This is a genomic window from Cupriavidus sp. GW821-FHT07C08, assembly GCF_059419025.1.
The window spans coordinates 63,231-79,303 of record NZ_JBWKQZ010000020.1 but is presented as its reverse complement, the minus strand read 5'-3'; the positions used below and the strand labels follow the sequence as shown (position 1 = coordinate 79,303).

Genomic DNA, 16,073 nt, shown 5'->3' with positions numbered 1-16,073 from the left:
TTGCCGCGCCGGCTGTCCGCGCCTGCGGATCCCCCGGGGCAGGTTCCTTCCTCCGATGACCACGACGATTCAGAACGATGACCGGGAAACGCTTGCTTGCTGATCACCAACCCATGCCGCCGCGACGCGCGCGGCGCACCACGCTCGCCCTGACCACCCTTTGCGCCGCTGCGGCGCTGGCACTGTCCGCATGTGGCGGCGGTGGTGGCGATGGCGGCGGCGGTACTTCGTCGAACGCATCGCAAGCGAACGGGCAGGCCAGCGCGCCGTCCGGCTCTGGCTCGACCACGCCATCCACCGCAGGTGCCTGCTATACCGTCAGCGGCACGGCGCCGGCACCCGCGGCGGGCGGCGGCATCTCGCTGCTGCCGGCACGCGGCAGTGCGGTCGGCAATTACCGCGTGCTGGAAGAGCCGCGCACCGCCGGCCTGTGCTACGCCAACTATCGGCGCGAGCAGGTGGGCCTGCCGCCGCTGGCGGCACGCGATCCGCTCAATACCGTGGCGCAGAACCACACTGACTACATGCTGGCCAACGCCACGCTGACGCACGACGAGACCAGCGGCAAGCCGGGCTATACCGGCGCCACGCCCAACGAGCGCGTCCAGGCCGCCTATCCGACCAACGCCACCGCGGAAGTCGTGGCCGGCGCCAACCGCTGGACCTCGGTTGCCAATGCGCAGCTGTCGATGTCGCCCAAGGACGCGCTGGTGTCGGACCTGGTCAACGCGCCGTTCCACCGCGCCGCGCTGCTGGGCAGCTACGGCTCGGCCGGCAGCGGCTTTGCCGAGCGCGTGGGCCCGGACGGCAGCGGCACCTCGGCCAGCTACTACCAGACCATCGACCTGGCCGATGCAGCGAAGGGCGGCAGCGACAACCAGATGGTGGCCTATCCGTACAACGGCCAGGCCGACGTGCCGGCCAGCTGGGTCAACACGGAAAGCCCCAACCCCGCGCCAGGCTATGAGGGCAAGACCGTGGGCTATCCGATATCGCTGCAGGCCATCAACACCTCGCTGCAGTTCGATGCCGACAACTTCGTCATCACCGACGCGCAAGGCAACAACGTCAGCTGCCTCAAGGTCGACAGCCGTTCGTCGGGCCTCTCCAGCGCGGCACGCGGCCTGGCGATCTGCACGCCGGTGGCGCCGCTGGCCAGCCAGCAGCGCTACAGCGTGCGGGTTACCGGCCGGCTGGGTTCGCAGCCCGTGGACCTGAGCTGGTCGTTCACCACGCGCTGACCAGCACTCGCCAACGCACCGGCGCGCTCATTGCGGCGCGCCGTGCCGCAGTTCGATGCGCACCTGGCCCGGGGCCAGCGTGCGGTCGGCCTGCACGGCAAATGGCACCGGCGGGCGTTGCGCCGCCGGCATCGACTGCCAGAGCCGTCCTGCCCATTCCCTGATTGCCTCACTGTCCGGTTCGGCCGCCAGCAGCGTGACCGATGCCGCCGCCGGCACGCGCGCACCCGTGGCTGCGGGGTCGTCCTGGATCGACACGACCATGCTGGATGCGGTGTGCGCCGCGGGGGCGCGCGCGGCCGCCATCGGTGGCGCTGCCTTGCGTGCAAAATCTGCCCGCGGCGCGGCCGCCGGCGGTGCCGCGGGTGCCGGCATTGCCGGCTGCGGGACTGCTTCTGCCATGGCCGGATACGCGGGAGCGGCCGGTGCGGCGGCCACGGCCGGCGCATGGGCGGACAAGCTTTCGGTCGCCTGCGGCCGTGGTGGCGTGGCGGCCTCGCGTGGCGCCGTGCCCCCGGCCGTTGCCGGCGCGCGGCTGCGCTGCCCGGCGTGCGCCGGGGCAGGCCGCTCTTCCCGCCGCCGGGCCGGGGCAGCCTTCGCGGCTGGCGGCGGATTTGCCGGCGTGGCCGTCCCGGGCTCCGCCGCAGCTTGCGGTGCGGGCGCTGCCGCCATCTCTGCGGCGGGTGCAGCGGCCGGGGCGGACACCTGTTCAGGCGCCGACGCCGGCTGCAGTGCGCCATCATCGATCTGCCGCAGCACGATGCTGGTGGTCAGCCCGGCCACCGCCGCGACGCTGGCCACTAGCCCCAGCGAGCGCCACCACCGCCGCGCGCGCGCGGCGCGCGCTGCCATGGATTGCGTTGCGGTCCGTGTTGCCCGTGGTGTTGCCGCCTCAGCTGCCTGTGCCTGCAGCCACGCGCTGGCAGCGGCACCGACCGGGGCACCCAGAATCTCCGCTGCAGGCTCGCCTGACGCCACGCGCGCAAGCAGCGCATCGCGTCGCGCGGCCTGCGCCGCCTGCAGGCGCGCGGCTTCTTCCAGCACCGCCGTGGCAAGCGTTGGCGGCGCGGCGAAGGGCAAGGCCGCCGCGCCGGCCCGCAGGCGATCCGCTTCCTGTTGTGCCGCACGTGCGGCCGCGTGCACCGACGCTGCCAGCGCTGCGGACGGCGCGTAAGCGGGCAGCTCCCGCAGCAGGGCCGAAAGCCGGTCCTTGCCGTCGATAAAGCGGTCGGCCGCGTTCACGACGGCGTCTCCTGCGAGCCCGGCACGCTGCGGGCCAGGTCTGCGCGCAGGCGCGCAAACGCGTAGCGCAGCCGGCTCTTCACCGTCTCGAACTTCTCGCCGAGCATCTGCGCAATCTCTTCGACGCTCATGTCGCTGAAGAAGCGCAGCACCACCACCTCGCGCTGGGCGACGGGCAACTGCAGCAGCGCGCGATGCACGTGGTGCGCGTGCTGGCGCAACTGCAGCTCCGCCTCCGGAGACAGGTCGTCGGCCGGCATCTCCGCTGGCTGCTCGTCCAGGGCTTCGCGCTGGCGCGCATCGGCGCTGCGCACCTGGTCGAGCCAGGTATTGCGCGCGATCTGGAACAGGAAGGTGCGGAACGCCGCGTCCGGCTGGTAGTCGCCGCAGCGGGTCATCAGCTTGACCCAGGTCTTCTGCGCGATGTCTTCCGCTTCGCCGCGGTTGCCCTGGCACAGCCAGGCCACGTAGTTGTAGAGGCCGGCGTTATGGCGGCGGAACAGCTCGGTGACGGGCTGCTCGATGATGCCGCCCGCCACCAGCAGCATCAGGTCATGGTCGGGCAGCGCGGGCAGCGCGGCGCCGGGCGTGGCGGAAGGGGCGGGGTCGGGTGCCTGCATGCGCCCGAGTATAGGAGAGCGCAAGGCGGCGAGACAGTCCGCCGCGCCGCCTTGCGCCGGCTCGCGGCCCGGGCTGGTGTCAGCGTGCCGCACGCTCGGCCGGCCCGTCGCTGGTGGCGCCGGCCGGACTGGCCGTGGCCAGGCTCTGTGCCAGGTCCACCAGCTTGAGGAACTCGCCCCGATAGCCAAAGCGGTCGGTGCCGCGGGCGCCCTGGGCCAGCGCGCGGGCATCGGCGTAGCGCCAGTCGCCGGTGAACTTGCCGCCGCGCAGCACCTGGCCGAAACCGGCCACCGCCGCGGCAAAGCGGAAGTCGTCATCGCCTTGCGCCAGCGGGCGGATGGCCTGCCGCGCGACGGTGATGTCCATCAACTGGCTGGTGCTGGCGGCGGGCAGCTTGTAGCGCAGCTTGATGTGCGCGAGCTCGCCGTCGCGCCCCGGCGCGGGTGCGGCCGGCTGGTAGCGCAGCGGATCGACCAGCCCGGCCTGGCCGGCCAGCGTCAGCTCATACAGCGCCGTCACGGTGTGGCCCGCGCCGATATCGCCGGCATCGACCTTGTCGTTGTTGAAGTCCTCGCGCGCCAGCATGCGGTTCTCGTAGCCGATCAGGCGATACTCCTTCACCGTGGCCGGATTGAATTCCACCTGGATCTTCACGTCGCGCGCGATGGTGGCCAGCGTCGAGCTGATCTCGCTGACCAGCACCTTGTTACCTTCCATCAGGTTGTCGATATACGAATAGGCGCCATCGCCGGCATCGGCCAGCTGCTCCATCAGCTGCTCGTTGTAGTTGCCGGTGCCGAAGCCGAGCGTGGACAGCGACACACCGGACTTGCGCTTCTCTTCCACCATGCTCTTGAGCTGCCGGAAGTCGGTCACGCCCACGTTGAAGTCGCCGTCGGTGGCCAGCAGCACGCGGTTGATGCCGCCGGCGATAAAGCTCTGCTGCGCGGCCTGGTAGGCCAGCGCGATGCCACTGGCGCCGGCGGTGCTGCCCCCGGCCACGAGCTGGTCGATGGCGGCGCTGATGGCGGTCTTGTCGCTGCCCGGCGTGGGCGGCAGCGCCACGCGCGTGCCGCTGGCATAGGTGACCAGCGTGATGCGGTCCTGCGGGCGCAGCTTGTTCACCAGCAGCTTGAGCGAAGACTTCAGCAGCGGCAGCTTGTCCGGCGAGTTCATCGAACCCGATACATCCACCAGGAATACCAGGTTGGCGGGCGGCAGCGCGCCGCTGGCCATGTCCTTGCCCTTGATGCCGATGCGCAGCAGCACATTGGCCGGGTGCCAGGGCGCGGGCGCCAGCGCGGCATGCACGGCGAACGGGCGGCCATCGGCGGGCTGGGCATAGTCATAGGGGAAGTAGTTCAGCAGCTCTTCCACGCGCACCGCATCGGCCGGCGGCACGCGCCCGGCATTGAGCATGCGGCGCATATTGCTGTAGCTGCCGGTATCGACATCGATGCTGAAGGTGGATACCGGCGCCTGCGCCACCAGCCTGACGCCGTTTTCCTCGATGGCGCCGTAGCGTTCGCGCTCGGCCGGCGCAGGCGGCGGCAGGTGGTAGGGCATGGCCAGCGCGGCGCGCGGGGCGATGGCGTGCATTTCCATGGCGGGCGCTGCCTGGCCAGCCTTGGCGGCGTGGTCGTGCGTGGGCGCCGGCGCTGCGGGTGGCGGCACCGGCTGGGCCACTTCCTGGGGAAGCGACGGCGAATGCCCGCCGCAGGCCGACAGCGCCAGTGCGGCGGCAAGACTTGCAATGATGGCCGGTGCGCGAAGTTGCATGTTGTTCTCCTGAGCGGCCGCGGGGCGGGTCCCCGGTCATGACGGCCTGTCGATGAAACGGCGCAGGCGGGTGATCGGGGTTAAATCGGGAGAATTTTTTTGCTGGACCTTCATGAGGCCCCCGCATGTGGCGGCAGTCAGACTTTCTCGCCCCAGGATGCCCCGATCGCCACTACAATCGCCTGATCCTTCCCCCAGGAGATATCGCATGGCTCACCCTGACCTCTCTTCGATGGCTTGGCGCGGCGCGCTGGCCCTTGCCCTGACGGCGCTGCTCGGTGCTTGTGGTACCCAGGGCGGAGGGACCGCCACGCCGGCCGCGCCTGCCGCTCCGGTCGCGACCACGCCACCGGCCGCGATGCCGCCGGCACCGGAAGTGTCGTCCGGCTATCGCCCCGACATGTCCACGGCCTATGCGCAGCGCCATATGGCGGCCGCGGCCAACCCGCTCGCGAGCGAGGCCGGGCGCGCCATCCTGCGCCAGGGCGGCTCGGCCATCGATGCCGCCATCGCGATGCAGGCCGTACTGACGCTGGTCGAGCCGCAGGCCACCGGCATCGGCGGCGGCGCCTTCATCATGTACTGGGACGGCAAGAACGTTCAGGCCTTCGACGGCCGCGAGACCGCCCCTGCCGGCGCCACCGAAAACCTGTTCCTGCGTTCCGACGGCAAGCCCATGGAGTTCAGCGAGGCCCAGATCGGCGGCCGCTCCGTCGGCACGCCCGGCGTGATGCGCGCGCTGGAAATGGCACACCGGAAGCACGGCCGCCTACCCTGGGCCAAGCTGTTCCAGCCCGCCATCGACCTGGCGGAGAAGGGCTTCCCGATCTCGGAGCGGCTGTACACGCAGGTGGCGGCCGACAAGTTCCTGGCCAATTCGCCGGAGATGGCCGCGTACTTCCTGGATGCACAGGGCAAGCCCAAGCCGGCCGGCACGGTGCTGAAGAACCCGAAGCTGGCGCAGACCCTGCGCGATGTCGCCCGGCGCGGTGCCGGCGTGCTCTACAGCGGGCCGATCGCGCGCGATATCGTCGCCAAGGTGAACGGTGGCAGCAATGCCGGCTCGCTGTCGCTGGCTGACCTGGGCAGCTACCGGGCCAAGCAGCGCGTGCCGGTCTGCACCGACTACAAGCGCTGGAAGATCTGCGGCATGCCGCCGCCGTCGTCGGGCGGCATCGCCATCGCGCAGATCCTGGGCACGCTGCAGGCGCTCGAAACCAAGAATCCCAAGTACGCGCTGGCCGCGCTCAAGCCGCAGGGCGTGAACACGCCGGCGGTGATGGAGGCCAATCCCGATGCGGTCCACGCGATCTCCGAAGCCGACCGCCTGGCGTACGCCGACCGTGGCCTGTACGTGGCCGATGCCGACTTCGTGCCGGTCAACGTGACCGGCCTGGTCAGCCCGTCCTACCTTGCCACGCGCGCGGAGCTGATCGGCGACAAGAGCATGGGCAAGGCCCAGCCAGGGGTGCCGCCGGGCACGGCGATGGCTTACGCGCCCGACCGTTCACCGCCGCGCGTTTCCACCTCGCAGATCGTCGCGGTCGATGACCGCGGCGGGGCGATTTCGATGACCACCACGATCGAGTCGTACTTCGGCTCGCATCTGATGGTGCGCGGCTTCATGCTGAACAACCAGCTGACCGACTTCTCCTTCGTGCCGAGCGAGAACGGCAAGCCGGTGGCCAACCGCGTGGAGCCGGGCAAGCGCCCGCGCTCGTCGATGGCGCCGACGCTGGTGTTCGACCGCGAGAGCGGCCAGCTGGTCGCCACGGTCGGTTCGCCGGGCGGCTCGCAGATCATCGAGTACGTGTCCAAGACCCTGGTCGGCATGCTGGACTGGAACATGGACGTGCAGGCTGCCATCGGCATGGGCAACTTCGGCAGCCGCAACGGCCCGACCGAGGTGGAGAAGGGGCTGGTGTCGCCGGGCCTGGTGCAGGCACTGCAGCAGCGCGGCCACCAGGTGGCCGAGATCGAGATGACCAGCGGCACGCAGGCCATCATGCGCAAGCAGGGGCCTGACGGCAAGGCGGTGTGGGCGGGTGGTGCGGACCCGCGGCGGGAAGGGGTGGCGCTGGGGGATTGAGCGCCACGCGACGCGGATGAAAAACGGGCGCCTCGGCGCCCGTTTTCTTGCCGCAGCCGTTGCCGCGTCAGCCCTTGGCCTTCTGCGCGTACTGCCACCCCATCTCCGCCATCGGCCGCGCGCGCTTGCCCGCGTCCAGCGCCTGCGCCGACGACGCGGTGCCGTCCACCACGCGCTTCATGATCCCCTGCAGGATGCCGGCGATGCGGAACATGCTGAAGGCCAGGTAGAAGTTCCAGTCGCCGGTGATCGGGCGGCCGGTGCGCTGCTCGTACAGGCGGCGGTAGCTGGCTTCGTCGGGGATGCCCAGCGCGGCGAAGTCCACGCCTGCAATGCCGCGGAACTGGCCCGGGGCGATATGCCAGCTCATGCAGTGGTAGCTGAAGTCGGCCATCGGGTGGCCCAGCGTGGACAGTTCCCAGTCCAGCACCGCCAGCACGCGCGGCTCGGTCGGGTGGAACATCAGGTTGTCCAGCCGGTAGTCGCCATGCACGATCGAGGTCAGGTCAGCGTCTTCCTGCGGGATATGCTGCGGCAGCCAGTCCATCAGCGCGTCCATCGACGGGATCGATTCGGTCTCGGACAGCTTGTACTGCTTGGTCCAGCGCTCGATCTGGCGCTGGAAGTAGTTGCCGGGCTTGCCATAGTCGCCAAGGCCGATGGCGTTGTAGTCGACCGTGTGCAGCGCGGCGATGACGCGGTTCATCTCGTCGTAGATGGCGCTGCGCTCGGCGGTGCTCATGCCCGGCAGCGACTGGTCCCACAGCACGCGGCCGGCGACGAACTCCATGATGTAGAAGGCGCGGCCGATCACGGACTCGTCCTCGCACAGCGCGTACATGCGCGCCACCGGCACGTCGCTGCCGGCCAGCGCGGCCATCACGCGGTATTCGCGCTCGATCGCGTGCGCCGACGGCAGCAGCTTGCTCTTGGGGCCGGGCTTGGCGCGCATCACGTAGGTCTGGCCCGGCGTGACCAGCTTGAAGGTCGGGTTGGACTGGCCGCCCTTGAACTGCTCCACGGTCAGCGGGCCGGCAAAGCCCTCCACATGCTGGCGCATCCAGGCTTCCAGCGCGTCGGTGTCGAAGCGCTGCTGGTCCGCCACCGGGCGCGTGCCCTCGAAGTGCGATACGTTGCTGGTCATGCTGTCTCCGTTGGTTTTCTGTTCGGTATCGGTTGGGATTCGATCAAGTCCGCGGCGCACTCAGCCCTGCGGCTGGCGTCCGCGCAAATACTGGTGCAGCAGCACTTCCATGGTGGTGTGGCGCGTGCCGCTGTGAACGGGCGTGGGCGGCGAGTAGTTGGTCATGCGCACCACCCAGTCGAGCGGGCCGTCGCCCATGTCGAGCACATTGATGCAGCCCGCGGTCTGCAGCAGCGAGCCGAAGAACACGCGCCGCCCGCAGGTGATGGCCTGCGACAGGATGGCGCGGTTGGTGCCGCCGTGCAGCACCATCAGCGCAGTGTCCCAGTCGGGATCGGTGCGCAGGCGCTCCAGCGCGGGCAGCACGCGGTCGAGGAACTGGCCGATGGTCTCGCCGTTGAGGAAGCGCTTGTCTTCCGGGACTTCGCCTTCGAAGGCGCCGACGAAGGCGTCGCGCAGGTCCTGCTCGGCGATGGCGGACAGGTCGCCGCCGCGGATTTCCTGCAGCGCGGGCCAGACTTCCGGCACCACGTCGTCCATCCCGGGCAGTTCGGCCAACACACGCTCAGCCGTCTCGACGGTGCGCGGCAGCCCGCTGACGATGACGCGGTCGAAGCGGATCTGTTCGGCGGCAAAGGCGCGCCCGGCGGCGGTGGCCTGCATGCGGCCGGTCTCGTTCAGGGGCACCATCTCGGGCAGGGCAGGGCGCCCGGCTTCATCGAAGTACGAAACGGCACCATGCCGCATCAGGTAGATGCGGCGACGCGAGGACGGCGGCAATTCCATGCGTTGTCTCCTTGCTTTGTAGCGGCATGCCCGTCTGCCGCGGGCTGGCCGTTCGGGTAAAGCCAGGCGCCCGGCGCCCGGCTTCAGCGGTACTGCGGCTTGCGCTTTTCCAGGAAGGCGCTGATGCCTTCGCCGCCGTCGGGGTGATGCAGCGCGGCGACGAAGCTGTCGCGCTCGGCCAGCAGGTGTTCGGCGCGCGATGCGGTGGCCGCGTGGTTGATCAGGTCCTTGATGCGGCCCACGGCGTGCGGCGACTGGTGGGCAAGGCCGGCGGCCAGGCGCAGGGCCTCGTCCATGGCCTGGCCCGGCTCGGTGACGCGGTTGACCAGCCCGAACTGCGCCAGCCGCGCTGCGTCCACCGGCTTTCCTTCCATCATCAGCTCGCTGGCCAGCGGGCGCGGCAGCGCGCGTGCGATCTCATACGAGCCGCCGCCGTCGGGCGTGAGCCCCACGGAAACATAGGCCATCACGAACTTGGCATTGCTGGCCGCCACGACAAAGTCGCACGCCAGCACCACCGAGAAGCCCGCGCCCGCGGCCGCGCCTTCCACCGCCGCGATGATCGGCTTGGGAAAGGCGTGCAGCGACTCGACCCAGCCGTTCAGCAGGGCGATGCTGGCGGCCTGCACCTCCTGCGGCTGGCTGCGGTTGCCGAGCAGCCGGTTCAGGTTGCCGCCGGCGCAGAAAATGCCGTCGGCGCCGGTGATGATGACCGCGCGCACCGAGTCATCGGCCGCGGCCTGATCCAGCGCCTGCTGCGAGGCCGCGTAGATGTCCGGGTGCAGCGCATTGCGTGCCTCGGGGTTCGAGATGGTCAGCACCAGCGTCGAATCGACGCGGTGGGAAAGCAACTGTGCGGGCATGGGCGTGGCTCGGTCGGTGGGGCGGTGGCGCGCTTACTGCTCTTCGGCCAGCAGCGACAGGCCCAGGCCGGCACGGCGCCACAGCCACGGGCTCGGGCGGTAGCGCATGTCGCCGGTCAGCGCTTCCATGTTGCGCAGCGTCTCCAGCACCAGTTGCGGGCCGACCGCATCGCCCAGCGCCAGCGGGCCCTTGGGATAGCCCAGGCCCAGGTTGACGGCGAGGTCGATGTCCGACGGCGTGGCGATGCGCTGCTGCGCGATATCGCTGGCGATATTGATGATGCAGCAGAGCACGCGCTGTGCGACAAAGCCGGCCGAATCACGGATCACCGTGACCGGCACGCCGTCGCTGCCAAACAGGCCGTGCGCGGCATCACGGGCGGCGGCGCTGGTGGCCGGCGTGGTCATCAGCGTGCGGCGCTTGGTGGCCTCGAACGGCAGCAGCGTGTCGATGGCGACGGTGCGGGCCGGGTCCAGGCCCTGTTGCAGCGCGCTGGTGGTGGCGTCCAGGCCCAGCGGGGTGACGATGATCAGTGCATCGGCCGACGGCTTGTTGCCGCCTTCCGGGGTCACGCCCAGCGCGCCCAGCAGCTTGCTCACCATCGCGTGGCCGCGCTCGCTGGCGTGGCTGACCCACACGCTCGACGGGCGCGCGCCCGGCACCGCGGCAGCGGCCGGCACCTGCTTCTGGCCATCGGCGTACGAATAGAAGCCAGCACCCGCCTTGCGGCCGATCAGCCCGCCGACCGCGCGGATCGCGGTGATCGGCGAGGGGCGGTAGCGCGGCTCCTGGTAGAACTGGTTGTAGATCGATTCCATCACCGGGTGCGACACGTCCAGCCCGGTCAGGTCCATCAGCTCGAACGGGCCCATGCGGAAGCCGGCCTGCTCGCGCATGATGTTGTCGATGTCGGAAAACCCGGCCACGCCTTCCTGCGCGACCTTCAGGCCTTCGATATTCATGCCGCGGCCGGCATGGTTGACGATAAAGCCCGGCATGTCCTTGCAGCGCACCGGCGTATGGCCCATGCGGCGCGACAATGCCATCAGCGCGTCGCCCACCGCGGGGTTGCCCGACAGGCCGTCGATGACTTCGACCACCTTCATCAGCGGCACCGGGTTGAAGAAGTGGTAGCCGGCGATGCGGCCCGGGTGCTTTGAACCCACGGCGATCGCGGTGATCGACAGCGACGACGTGTTGGAGGCAATGACGGCGTCTTCACGCAGGACCGCTTCGAGCTTGGCGATCAGGTCGCGCTTGACCTCCAGCTTCTCGACGATGGCTTCCAGCACCATGTCGCAGCCGGCCAGGTCTTCCAGCGTGCCGCAGGGCTTGACGCGGGCCAGCGTGGCCTCGGCGTCGGCGGCGCTGATCTTGCCCTTGTCGGCGAGCTTGGCCAGCGTGTCCTGCAGGTACTGGCGCGCGGCGGCCACCGCTTGCGGGTTGGCGTCGTACAGGTTGACGGTCAGGCCCGCCTGCGCGGCGATCTGCGCGATGCCCCGGCCCATGGCGCCGGTGCCGACGATACCCAGCGTATCGATGGTGAAAGTGCTCATCATTCGTCCCAAAAGTTGTGGTTAAATTAGCACGATCGTACGTTTTTTGCACCTTCCGCAACAGTCCGGTGGGGCAGGCGGCGTGCGCTGATCGGCCAGCCGGTACACTGCAGACCCCGGATGGTCCACAATCACCCGACATCCGCACCGTGCGATGCGGGGATCATTCCAATAACGGAGAGAGACGACATGCTGAAGCTCTGCGGTTTTGCCGCCAGCAACTACTACAACAAAGTGAAGCTGGCGCTGCTGGAAAAGAACGTGCCGTTCGAGGAGGTGCTGGCCTGGATCGGCCAGACTGACCTGGCGGCCACGCCCGCGGGGAAGGTGCCCTACATCATCACCGAATCCGGCCCGATGTGCGAGTCCGAAGCCATCGTCGACTACGTAGAGGCGGCCTATCCGCAGACGCCGCTGCTGCCGGGCGACCCGTACCAGGCCGCCAAGGTGCGCGAGATCGTCGTCTTCATGGAACTGTACCTGGAGCTGACCGCGCGCGAGCTGTACCCCGAGGCGTTCTTCGGCGGCAAGGTCAGCGATGGCGTCAAGGACCGCCAGCACAAGCTGCTGACGCGCTATGTCCCCGCCTTCGCCAAGCTGGCGAAGTTCTCGCCGTATATCGCCGGCGACACCTTCACGCTGGCCGACTGCGCCGCCGCCGCGCACCTGCCGCTGGTGTCGTCGTGCACCAAGATCATCTACGGCACAGACCTGCTGGCCGACCTGCCGGTCAAGGACTACCTGAAGACACTGTCGGCGCGTGAATCGGTGCAGAAGGTCAATGCCGACCGCAAGGCCAATCTTGAGCTGATGGCGAGCCGCAGCAACAAGTAACCGGCAACAAGCCGGCCACAAAACCGGCGGCACAAGGTAAAACGCCCGCGATTGGATCGCGGGCGTTTTTCGTTGGCGCAGAGGCCAGGCCTGCGCCTACAGCTTGCCCAGCCGCTCCAGCGCCAGCGCCAGCGTCTCTTCCTTCTTCGCAAAGCAGAAACGCACCACGCCCGATTCACGCGGCTGCGTGTAGAAGGCCGAGACCGGGATCGCGGCCACGCCGATCTCGCGCGTCAGCCACATGGCGAAGTCGGCCTCGCTCAGGTCGGAAATGGCCGAGTAGTCGACGCACTGGAAGTAGGTGCCGTCCGACGGCAGCAGCTTGAAGCGGCTGTTGGCCAGCCCGGCGCGGAAGAAGTCGCGCTTGGCCTGGTAGAACGCCGGCAGCTGCAGGTAGGGCGCGGGATCGGCCATGTAGTCGGCCAGGCCGTGCTGCACCGGCGTGTTCACGGTGAACACGTTGAACTGGTGCACCTTGCGGAACTCGGCCATCAGCGCGGCCGGCGCGGCCACGTAGCCGACCTTCCAGCCGGTCACGTGATAGGTCTTGCCGAAGCTGGAGATCACGAAGCTGCGGCGCGCAAGCTCAGGATGGCGCGAGACCGAGGCGTGCTGCTGGCCGTCGTAGACCATGTGCTCGTAGACCTCGTCCGAGAGCAGCAGGATGTCGGTGCCGGCCAGGATCTGCGCCAGCTGGCCCATGTCGGCCGCGCGCAAGATCGTGCCGGTGGGGTTGTGCGGCGTGTTGATCAGGATCATGCGCGTGCGCGGCGTGATCGCGGCGGCCAGCTTGTCGAAGGGCACGCGGAATTCCGGCGCTTCCAGCGTGACCGGCACGGCGGTGGCGCCGGCCAGCTCGATCGCGGGCAGGTAGCTGTCGTAGCACGGCTCCAGCACGATCACCTCGTCGCCCGGATGCACCGCGCACAGAATCGCGGTCAGGATGCCCTGGGTGGCGCCGGCGGTGACGGTGATCTCGGTGTCCCAGCTGTACTGGTGGCCATAGAGGCTGGCGATCTTGGCGGCGATGGCCTGGCGCAGGCGCGGCACGCCCGCCATCGGCGGGTACTGGTTATGGCCGGCGCGCATGGCGGCGGTCACGGCATCGACGATCCTGGGGTCGCAGTCGAAGTCCGGGAAGCCCTGGCCCAGGTTGACGGCGTTCTTCTCGGTGGCCAGCGCCGACATCACGGTGAAGATGGTGGTGCCGACGGCGGGCAGGCGCGAGGGCGGCGGGGTCAGCGGCGTCAACTGGGTGTGGGTGGTGTCTGCGGACATGATGCGAACGTGTCGATGCGGTAGGGACGGGGTGCGATCAGGCGTGCGGCGCCACCGAATAGGCGGCGCCGGGAGCCGACATTCTAAAGCGGATCGGCGGCGCTGGCGGCGCCAAGCGCGGCCAGCCAGGCGCCAAAGGCCGGTGGCGTCATCACTTCCACGCCGCTGCTGCGGCGCAGGCGGCTGCGCAGCTTGAGCACGGCCTTGTCCTTCGATACCAGGCAGGCGGCGCCGGCAAAGTGGGCCAGCTCGATGAACTTCTGGTCGTCGGTGTCCTTGCAGCGCGGCAGGCTGATGGCGTCGTAGTCGGCCTGCGGCGGCGCGGCTTCCAGGCTGGCGAGGCGGTCGACGGTGGCCAGCGCGGCATCGATATCGACGTCAAAGCGGGCAAATTGCGGATAGGCCAGCACCCGGCGCAGTTCCTCGCGGCAGTCGGCGCGGATCACCGGGGCGATGGTGCCGGCCTCCAGCGCGGTGCGGATCGGCTCCACATGGGGGTCGCGGAAGACCAGCAGGTCCACCCAGATGTTGGAGTCGAGCACCACGCGCGGCGCTGATGTGACGCCGGCGGGGCTGGCGAAGAGGGTGGTTCGGGTGGTGTCGAGGCGCATTCGCTACAATCTTGGCTTGTTTGTCCTTGGCTACTGCCGCGATTTTGCCATGCTCATCGTTTTGTCTCCCGCCAAGTCGCTGGATTACGAGACTCCCCCGCGCCTCAAGACCCATACGCTGCCGCGCTTTATCGACCGTTCCGCCACGCTGATCGAGCGCCTGCGCAAGCTGGCGCCGCAGGATGTGGGCGCGCTGATGGACATCTCCGACAAGCTCGCGGTGCTCAATGTGACGCGCTACGGCGACTGGTCGCCGGAGTTCACCGCGGCCAACAGCAAGCAGGCGGTGCTGGCCTTCAATGGCGACGTCTACGACGGCCTGGACGCGAAGACGCTGTCGGCAGATGACCTCGGATTTGCGCAGAAGCACATCCGCATCCTGTCCGGCCTCTACGGCGTGCTGCGCCCGCTGGACTGGATGCAGCCCTACCGGCTGGAGATGGGCACGCGCCTCGACAACGTTGCCGGCAAGGACCTGTACGCGTTCTGGGGCGACGATGTCACGCAGATGATCAACGCCGACATGGCCGCGCTCAAGCAGGAAGGTGCGCCGGTGCTGGTCAACCTGGCCTCGGAAGAGTACTTCAAGGTGGTGCGGCCCAAGGTGCTGCAGGCGCGCATCGTCACGCCGGTGTTCGAGGACTGGAAGGGCGGCCGCTACAAGATCATTTCGTTCCACGCCAAGCGCGCGCGCGGCACCATGGCGCGCTACGCGGTGACGCAGCGCGTGACCGAGCCGGAAAAGCTCAAGCGCTTTGCCGAGGACGGCTACGCCTTCGACGCCGCGGCCTCGGATGCCACCCGCTGGGTGTTCCGCCGCCGCCTGGAAGACTGAAACCCATCGCCACGAGACTGCCCGCCATGCCTGCCGCCATGCATATCTCTTCGCAATTCGACTCCGGCGCCATCGAGGTCGAGGCGCTCGACCGCGCCGACGATATCCGCCTGCGCATCCGCGCCGACTCGCACGCCGACTTCCGCCAGTGGTTCCATTTCCGCCTGCAGGGCGCGGCGGGGCAGGCGTGCCGGATGCACTTCCTGAACGCCGGCGACTGCACCTATCCGGATGGATGGCGCGACTACCGCGCGGTGGCCTCGTACGACCGCGCCAACTGGTTCCGCGTGCCGACGCGCTTCGACGGCCAGGTGATGACGGTGGAATGCACGCCCGAGCACGACAGCATCTGGTTTGCGTATTTCGAGCCGTATCCGGATGAGCGCCACCTGTCGCTGCTGGCTAGTTGCCAGCGCTCGCCGCTGGCGCGGCTGTCGCACCTGGGCAGCACTGTGGACGGGCGCGACATGACCCGCGTCACGCTGGGCCAGCCCGGCCCCGGCAAGAAGACCGTCTGGATGATCGCGCGCCAGCACCCGGGCGAGAGCATGGCCGAATGGTTTGTCGAAGGCGTGCTGCAGCGCCTGACCGGCACCGGCATGTGGGCGGGCGACCCGGTCGCGCGCAAGCTGTTGGAGCGCGCGGTCTTCCATATCGTGCCGAACATGAACCCGGACGGCTCGGCGCGCGGCAACCTGCGCACCAACGCCGCCGGCGCCAACCTGAACCGCGAGTGGATGGCGCCGAGCCCGGATACCAGCCCCGAGGTCTACCACGTGCGCCGCGCCATCGAGGCCAGCGGCTGTGACATGTTCTTCGACATCCATGGCGACGAGGGACTGCCGTACAACTTCGTCGCCGGCAGCGAGATGCTGCCGGGCTTTACCGAGGCGCGCCGGCGCGAGCAGCAGCGCTTTATCGAGGCCTTCAAGCGGGTCTCGCCGGATTTCCAGGATGTGCACGGCTACGCGGCCAGCAAGTACAACGCGGATGCGCTCAAGCTGGCGTCCAAGTACATCGGGCATACCTTCGGTTGCCTGGCGCTGACGCTGGAGATGCCGTTCAAGGACAATGCCGATCTGCCGGATCCGGCGGTCGGCTGGAACGGCGCGCGCAGTGCGCTGCTGGGGACCGCGATGCTGCAGGCGATCCTGGACTACCTGGGCTGAGCCAACGCAAACGGCCCAACCGGA

Annotated in this window: 14 protein-coding genes; 5 read left to right on the top strand and 9 right to left on the bottom strand. The window is 69.0% G+C overall.

Annotated elements, in window-relative coordinates; translation table 11 throughout:
- The first annotated feature begins 77 nt into the window (after nt 1–77).
- Nucleotides 78–1,241: a CAP domain-containing protein gene (locus AC07UK_RS23620; RefSeq protein ID WP_436221162.1), complete on the top strand. Its 1,164-nt coding sequence runs from the start codon at nt 78–80 to the stop codon at nt 1,239–1,241.
- Between the two features lie 27 nt (nt 1,242–1,268).
- Here the strand turns inward: AC07UK_RS23620 and AC07UK_RS23615 are convergent, their stop codons facing one another.
- The 3 genes from AC07UK_RS23615 to AC07UK_RS23605 form a co-directional block, all read right to left on the bottom strand.
- Entirely contained in the window at nt 1,269–2,483 is a 1,215-nt protein-coding gene (locus AC07UK_RS23615) for a hypothetical protein (RefSeq protein ID WP_494686332.1), read from the bottom strand.
- Entirely contained in the window at nt 2,480–3,103 is a 624-nt protein-coding gene (locus tag AC07UK_RS23610) for an RNA polymerase sigma factor (RefSeq protein ID WP_436221164.1), read from the bottom strand. Before AC07UK_RS23610 ends, AC07UK_RS23615 begins: the two co-directional genes overlap by 4 nt.
- A 79-nt stretch (nt 3,104–3,182) precedes the next feature.
- Nucleotides 3,183–4,883: a vWA domain-containing protein gene (locus AC07UK_RS23605; RefSeq protein WP_436221165.1), complete on the bottom strand. Its 1,701-nt coding sequence runs from the start codon at nt 4,881–4,883 to the stop codon at nt 3,183–3,185.
- A gap of 208 nt (nt 4,884–5,091) precedes the next feature.
- Here AC07UK_RS23605 and ggt point away from each other — a divergent pair, with 208 nt between their 5' ends.
- Complete coding sequence (gene ggt / locus AC07UK_RS23600) at nt 5,092–6,972, top strand: gamma-glutamyltransferase (RefSeq protein ID WP_436221166.1); 1,881 nt, start codon at nt 5,092–5,094, stop codon at nt 6,970–6,972.
- A gap of 67 nt (nt 6,973–7,039) precedes the next feature.
- Here the strand turns inward: ggt and AC07UK_RS23595 are convergent, their stop codons facing one another.
- The 4 genes from AC07UK_RS23595 to AC07UK_RS23580 all read right to left on the bottom strand — a co-directional run bounded on the left by AC07UK_RS23595 (nt 7,040) and on the right by AC07UK_RS23580 (nt 11,322).
- The gene (locus AC07UK_RS23595; RefSeq protein ID WP_010809084.1) at nt 7,040–8,116 is read right to left on the bottom strand and encodes a phosphotransferase; all 1,077 of its coding nucleotides are present in this window, start codon (nt 8,114–8,116) and stop codon (nt 7,040–7,042) included.
- A 60-nt stretch (nt 8,117–8,176) separates the two neighbouring features.
- On the bottom strand, nt 8,177–8,902 hold the full coding sequence (locus tag AC07UK_RS23590) for a histidine phosphatase family protein (protein ID WP_494686331.1): 726 nt from the start codon (nt 8,900–8,902) through the stop codon (nt 8,177–8,179).
- A gap of 83 nt (nt 8,903–8,985) precedes the next feature.
- On the bottom strand, nt 8,986–9,765 hold the full coding sequence (locus AC07UK_RS23585; RefSeq protein WP_436221168.1) for an oxepin-CoA hydrolase, alternative type: 780 nt from the start codon (nt 9,763–9,765) through the stop codon (nt 8,986–8,988).
- Nucleotides 9,766–9,798: 33 nt separating this feature from the next.
- Nucleotides 9,799–11,322 carry a 3-hydroxyacyl-CoA dehydrogenase gene (locus tag AC07UK_RS23580; protein WP_436223052.1) on the bottom strand — a complete coding sequence of 508 codons (1,524 nt, stop codon included), beginning with the start codon at nt 11,320–11,322 and terminating at the stop codon, nt 9,799–9,801.
- Between the two features lie 189 nt (nt 11,323–11,511).
- On the opposite strand from AC07UK_RS23580, the gene AC07UK_RS23575 reads away from it, so the two are divergent.
- Nucleotides 11,512–12,156 carry a glutathione S-transferase gene (locus AC07UK_RS23575; protein WP_436221169.1) on the top strand — a complete coding sequence of 215 codons (645 nt, stop codon included), beginning with the start codon at nt 11,512–11,514 and terminating at the stop codon, nt 12,154–12,156.
- A gap of 96 nt (nt 12,157–12,252) precedes the next feature.
- Here AC07UK_RS23575 and AC07UK_RS23570 read toward each other — a convergent pair whose 3' ends face one another.
- On the bottom strand, nt 12,253–13,434 hold the full coding sequence (locus AC07UK_RS23570; protein ID WP_436221170.1) for a pyridoxal phosphate-dependent aminotransferase: 1,182 nt from the start codon (nt 13,432–13,434) through the stop codon (nt 12,253–12,255).
- Between the two features lie 83 nt (nt 13,435–13,517).
- On the bottom strand, nt 13,518–14,045 hold the full coding sequence (locus AC07UK_RS23565; RefSeq protein ID WP_436221171.1) for a PIN domain-containing protein: 528 nt from the start codon (nt 14,043–14,045) through the stop codon (nt 13,518–13,520).
- A gap of 49 nt (nt 14,046–14,094) precedes the next feature.
- Here AC07UK_RS23565 and yaaA point away from each other — a divergent pair, with 49 nt between their 5' ends.
- Together yaaA and AC07UK_RS23555 are read left to right on the top strand one after the other, a co-directional pair.
- Complete coding sequence (yaaA, locus tag AC07UK_RS23560) at nt 14,095–14,880, top strand: peroxide stress protein YaaA (RefSeq protein ID WP_436221172.1); 786 nt, start codon at nt 14,095–14,097, stop codon at nt 14,878–14,880.
- A gap of 26 nt (nt 14,881–14,906) precedes the next feature.
- A complete protein-coding gene (locus AC07UK_RS23555) occupies nt 14,907–16,049 on the top strand; it encodes a M14 family metallopeptidase (protein WP_436221173.1) in 1,143 nt (380 codons plus the stop codon).
- The last annotated feature ends 24 nt before the right edge of the window (nt 16,050–16,073 follow it).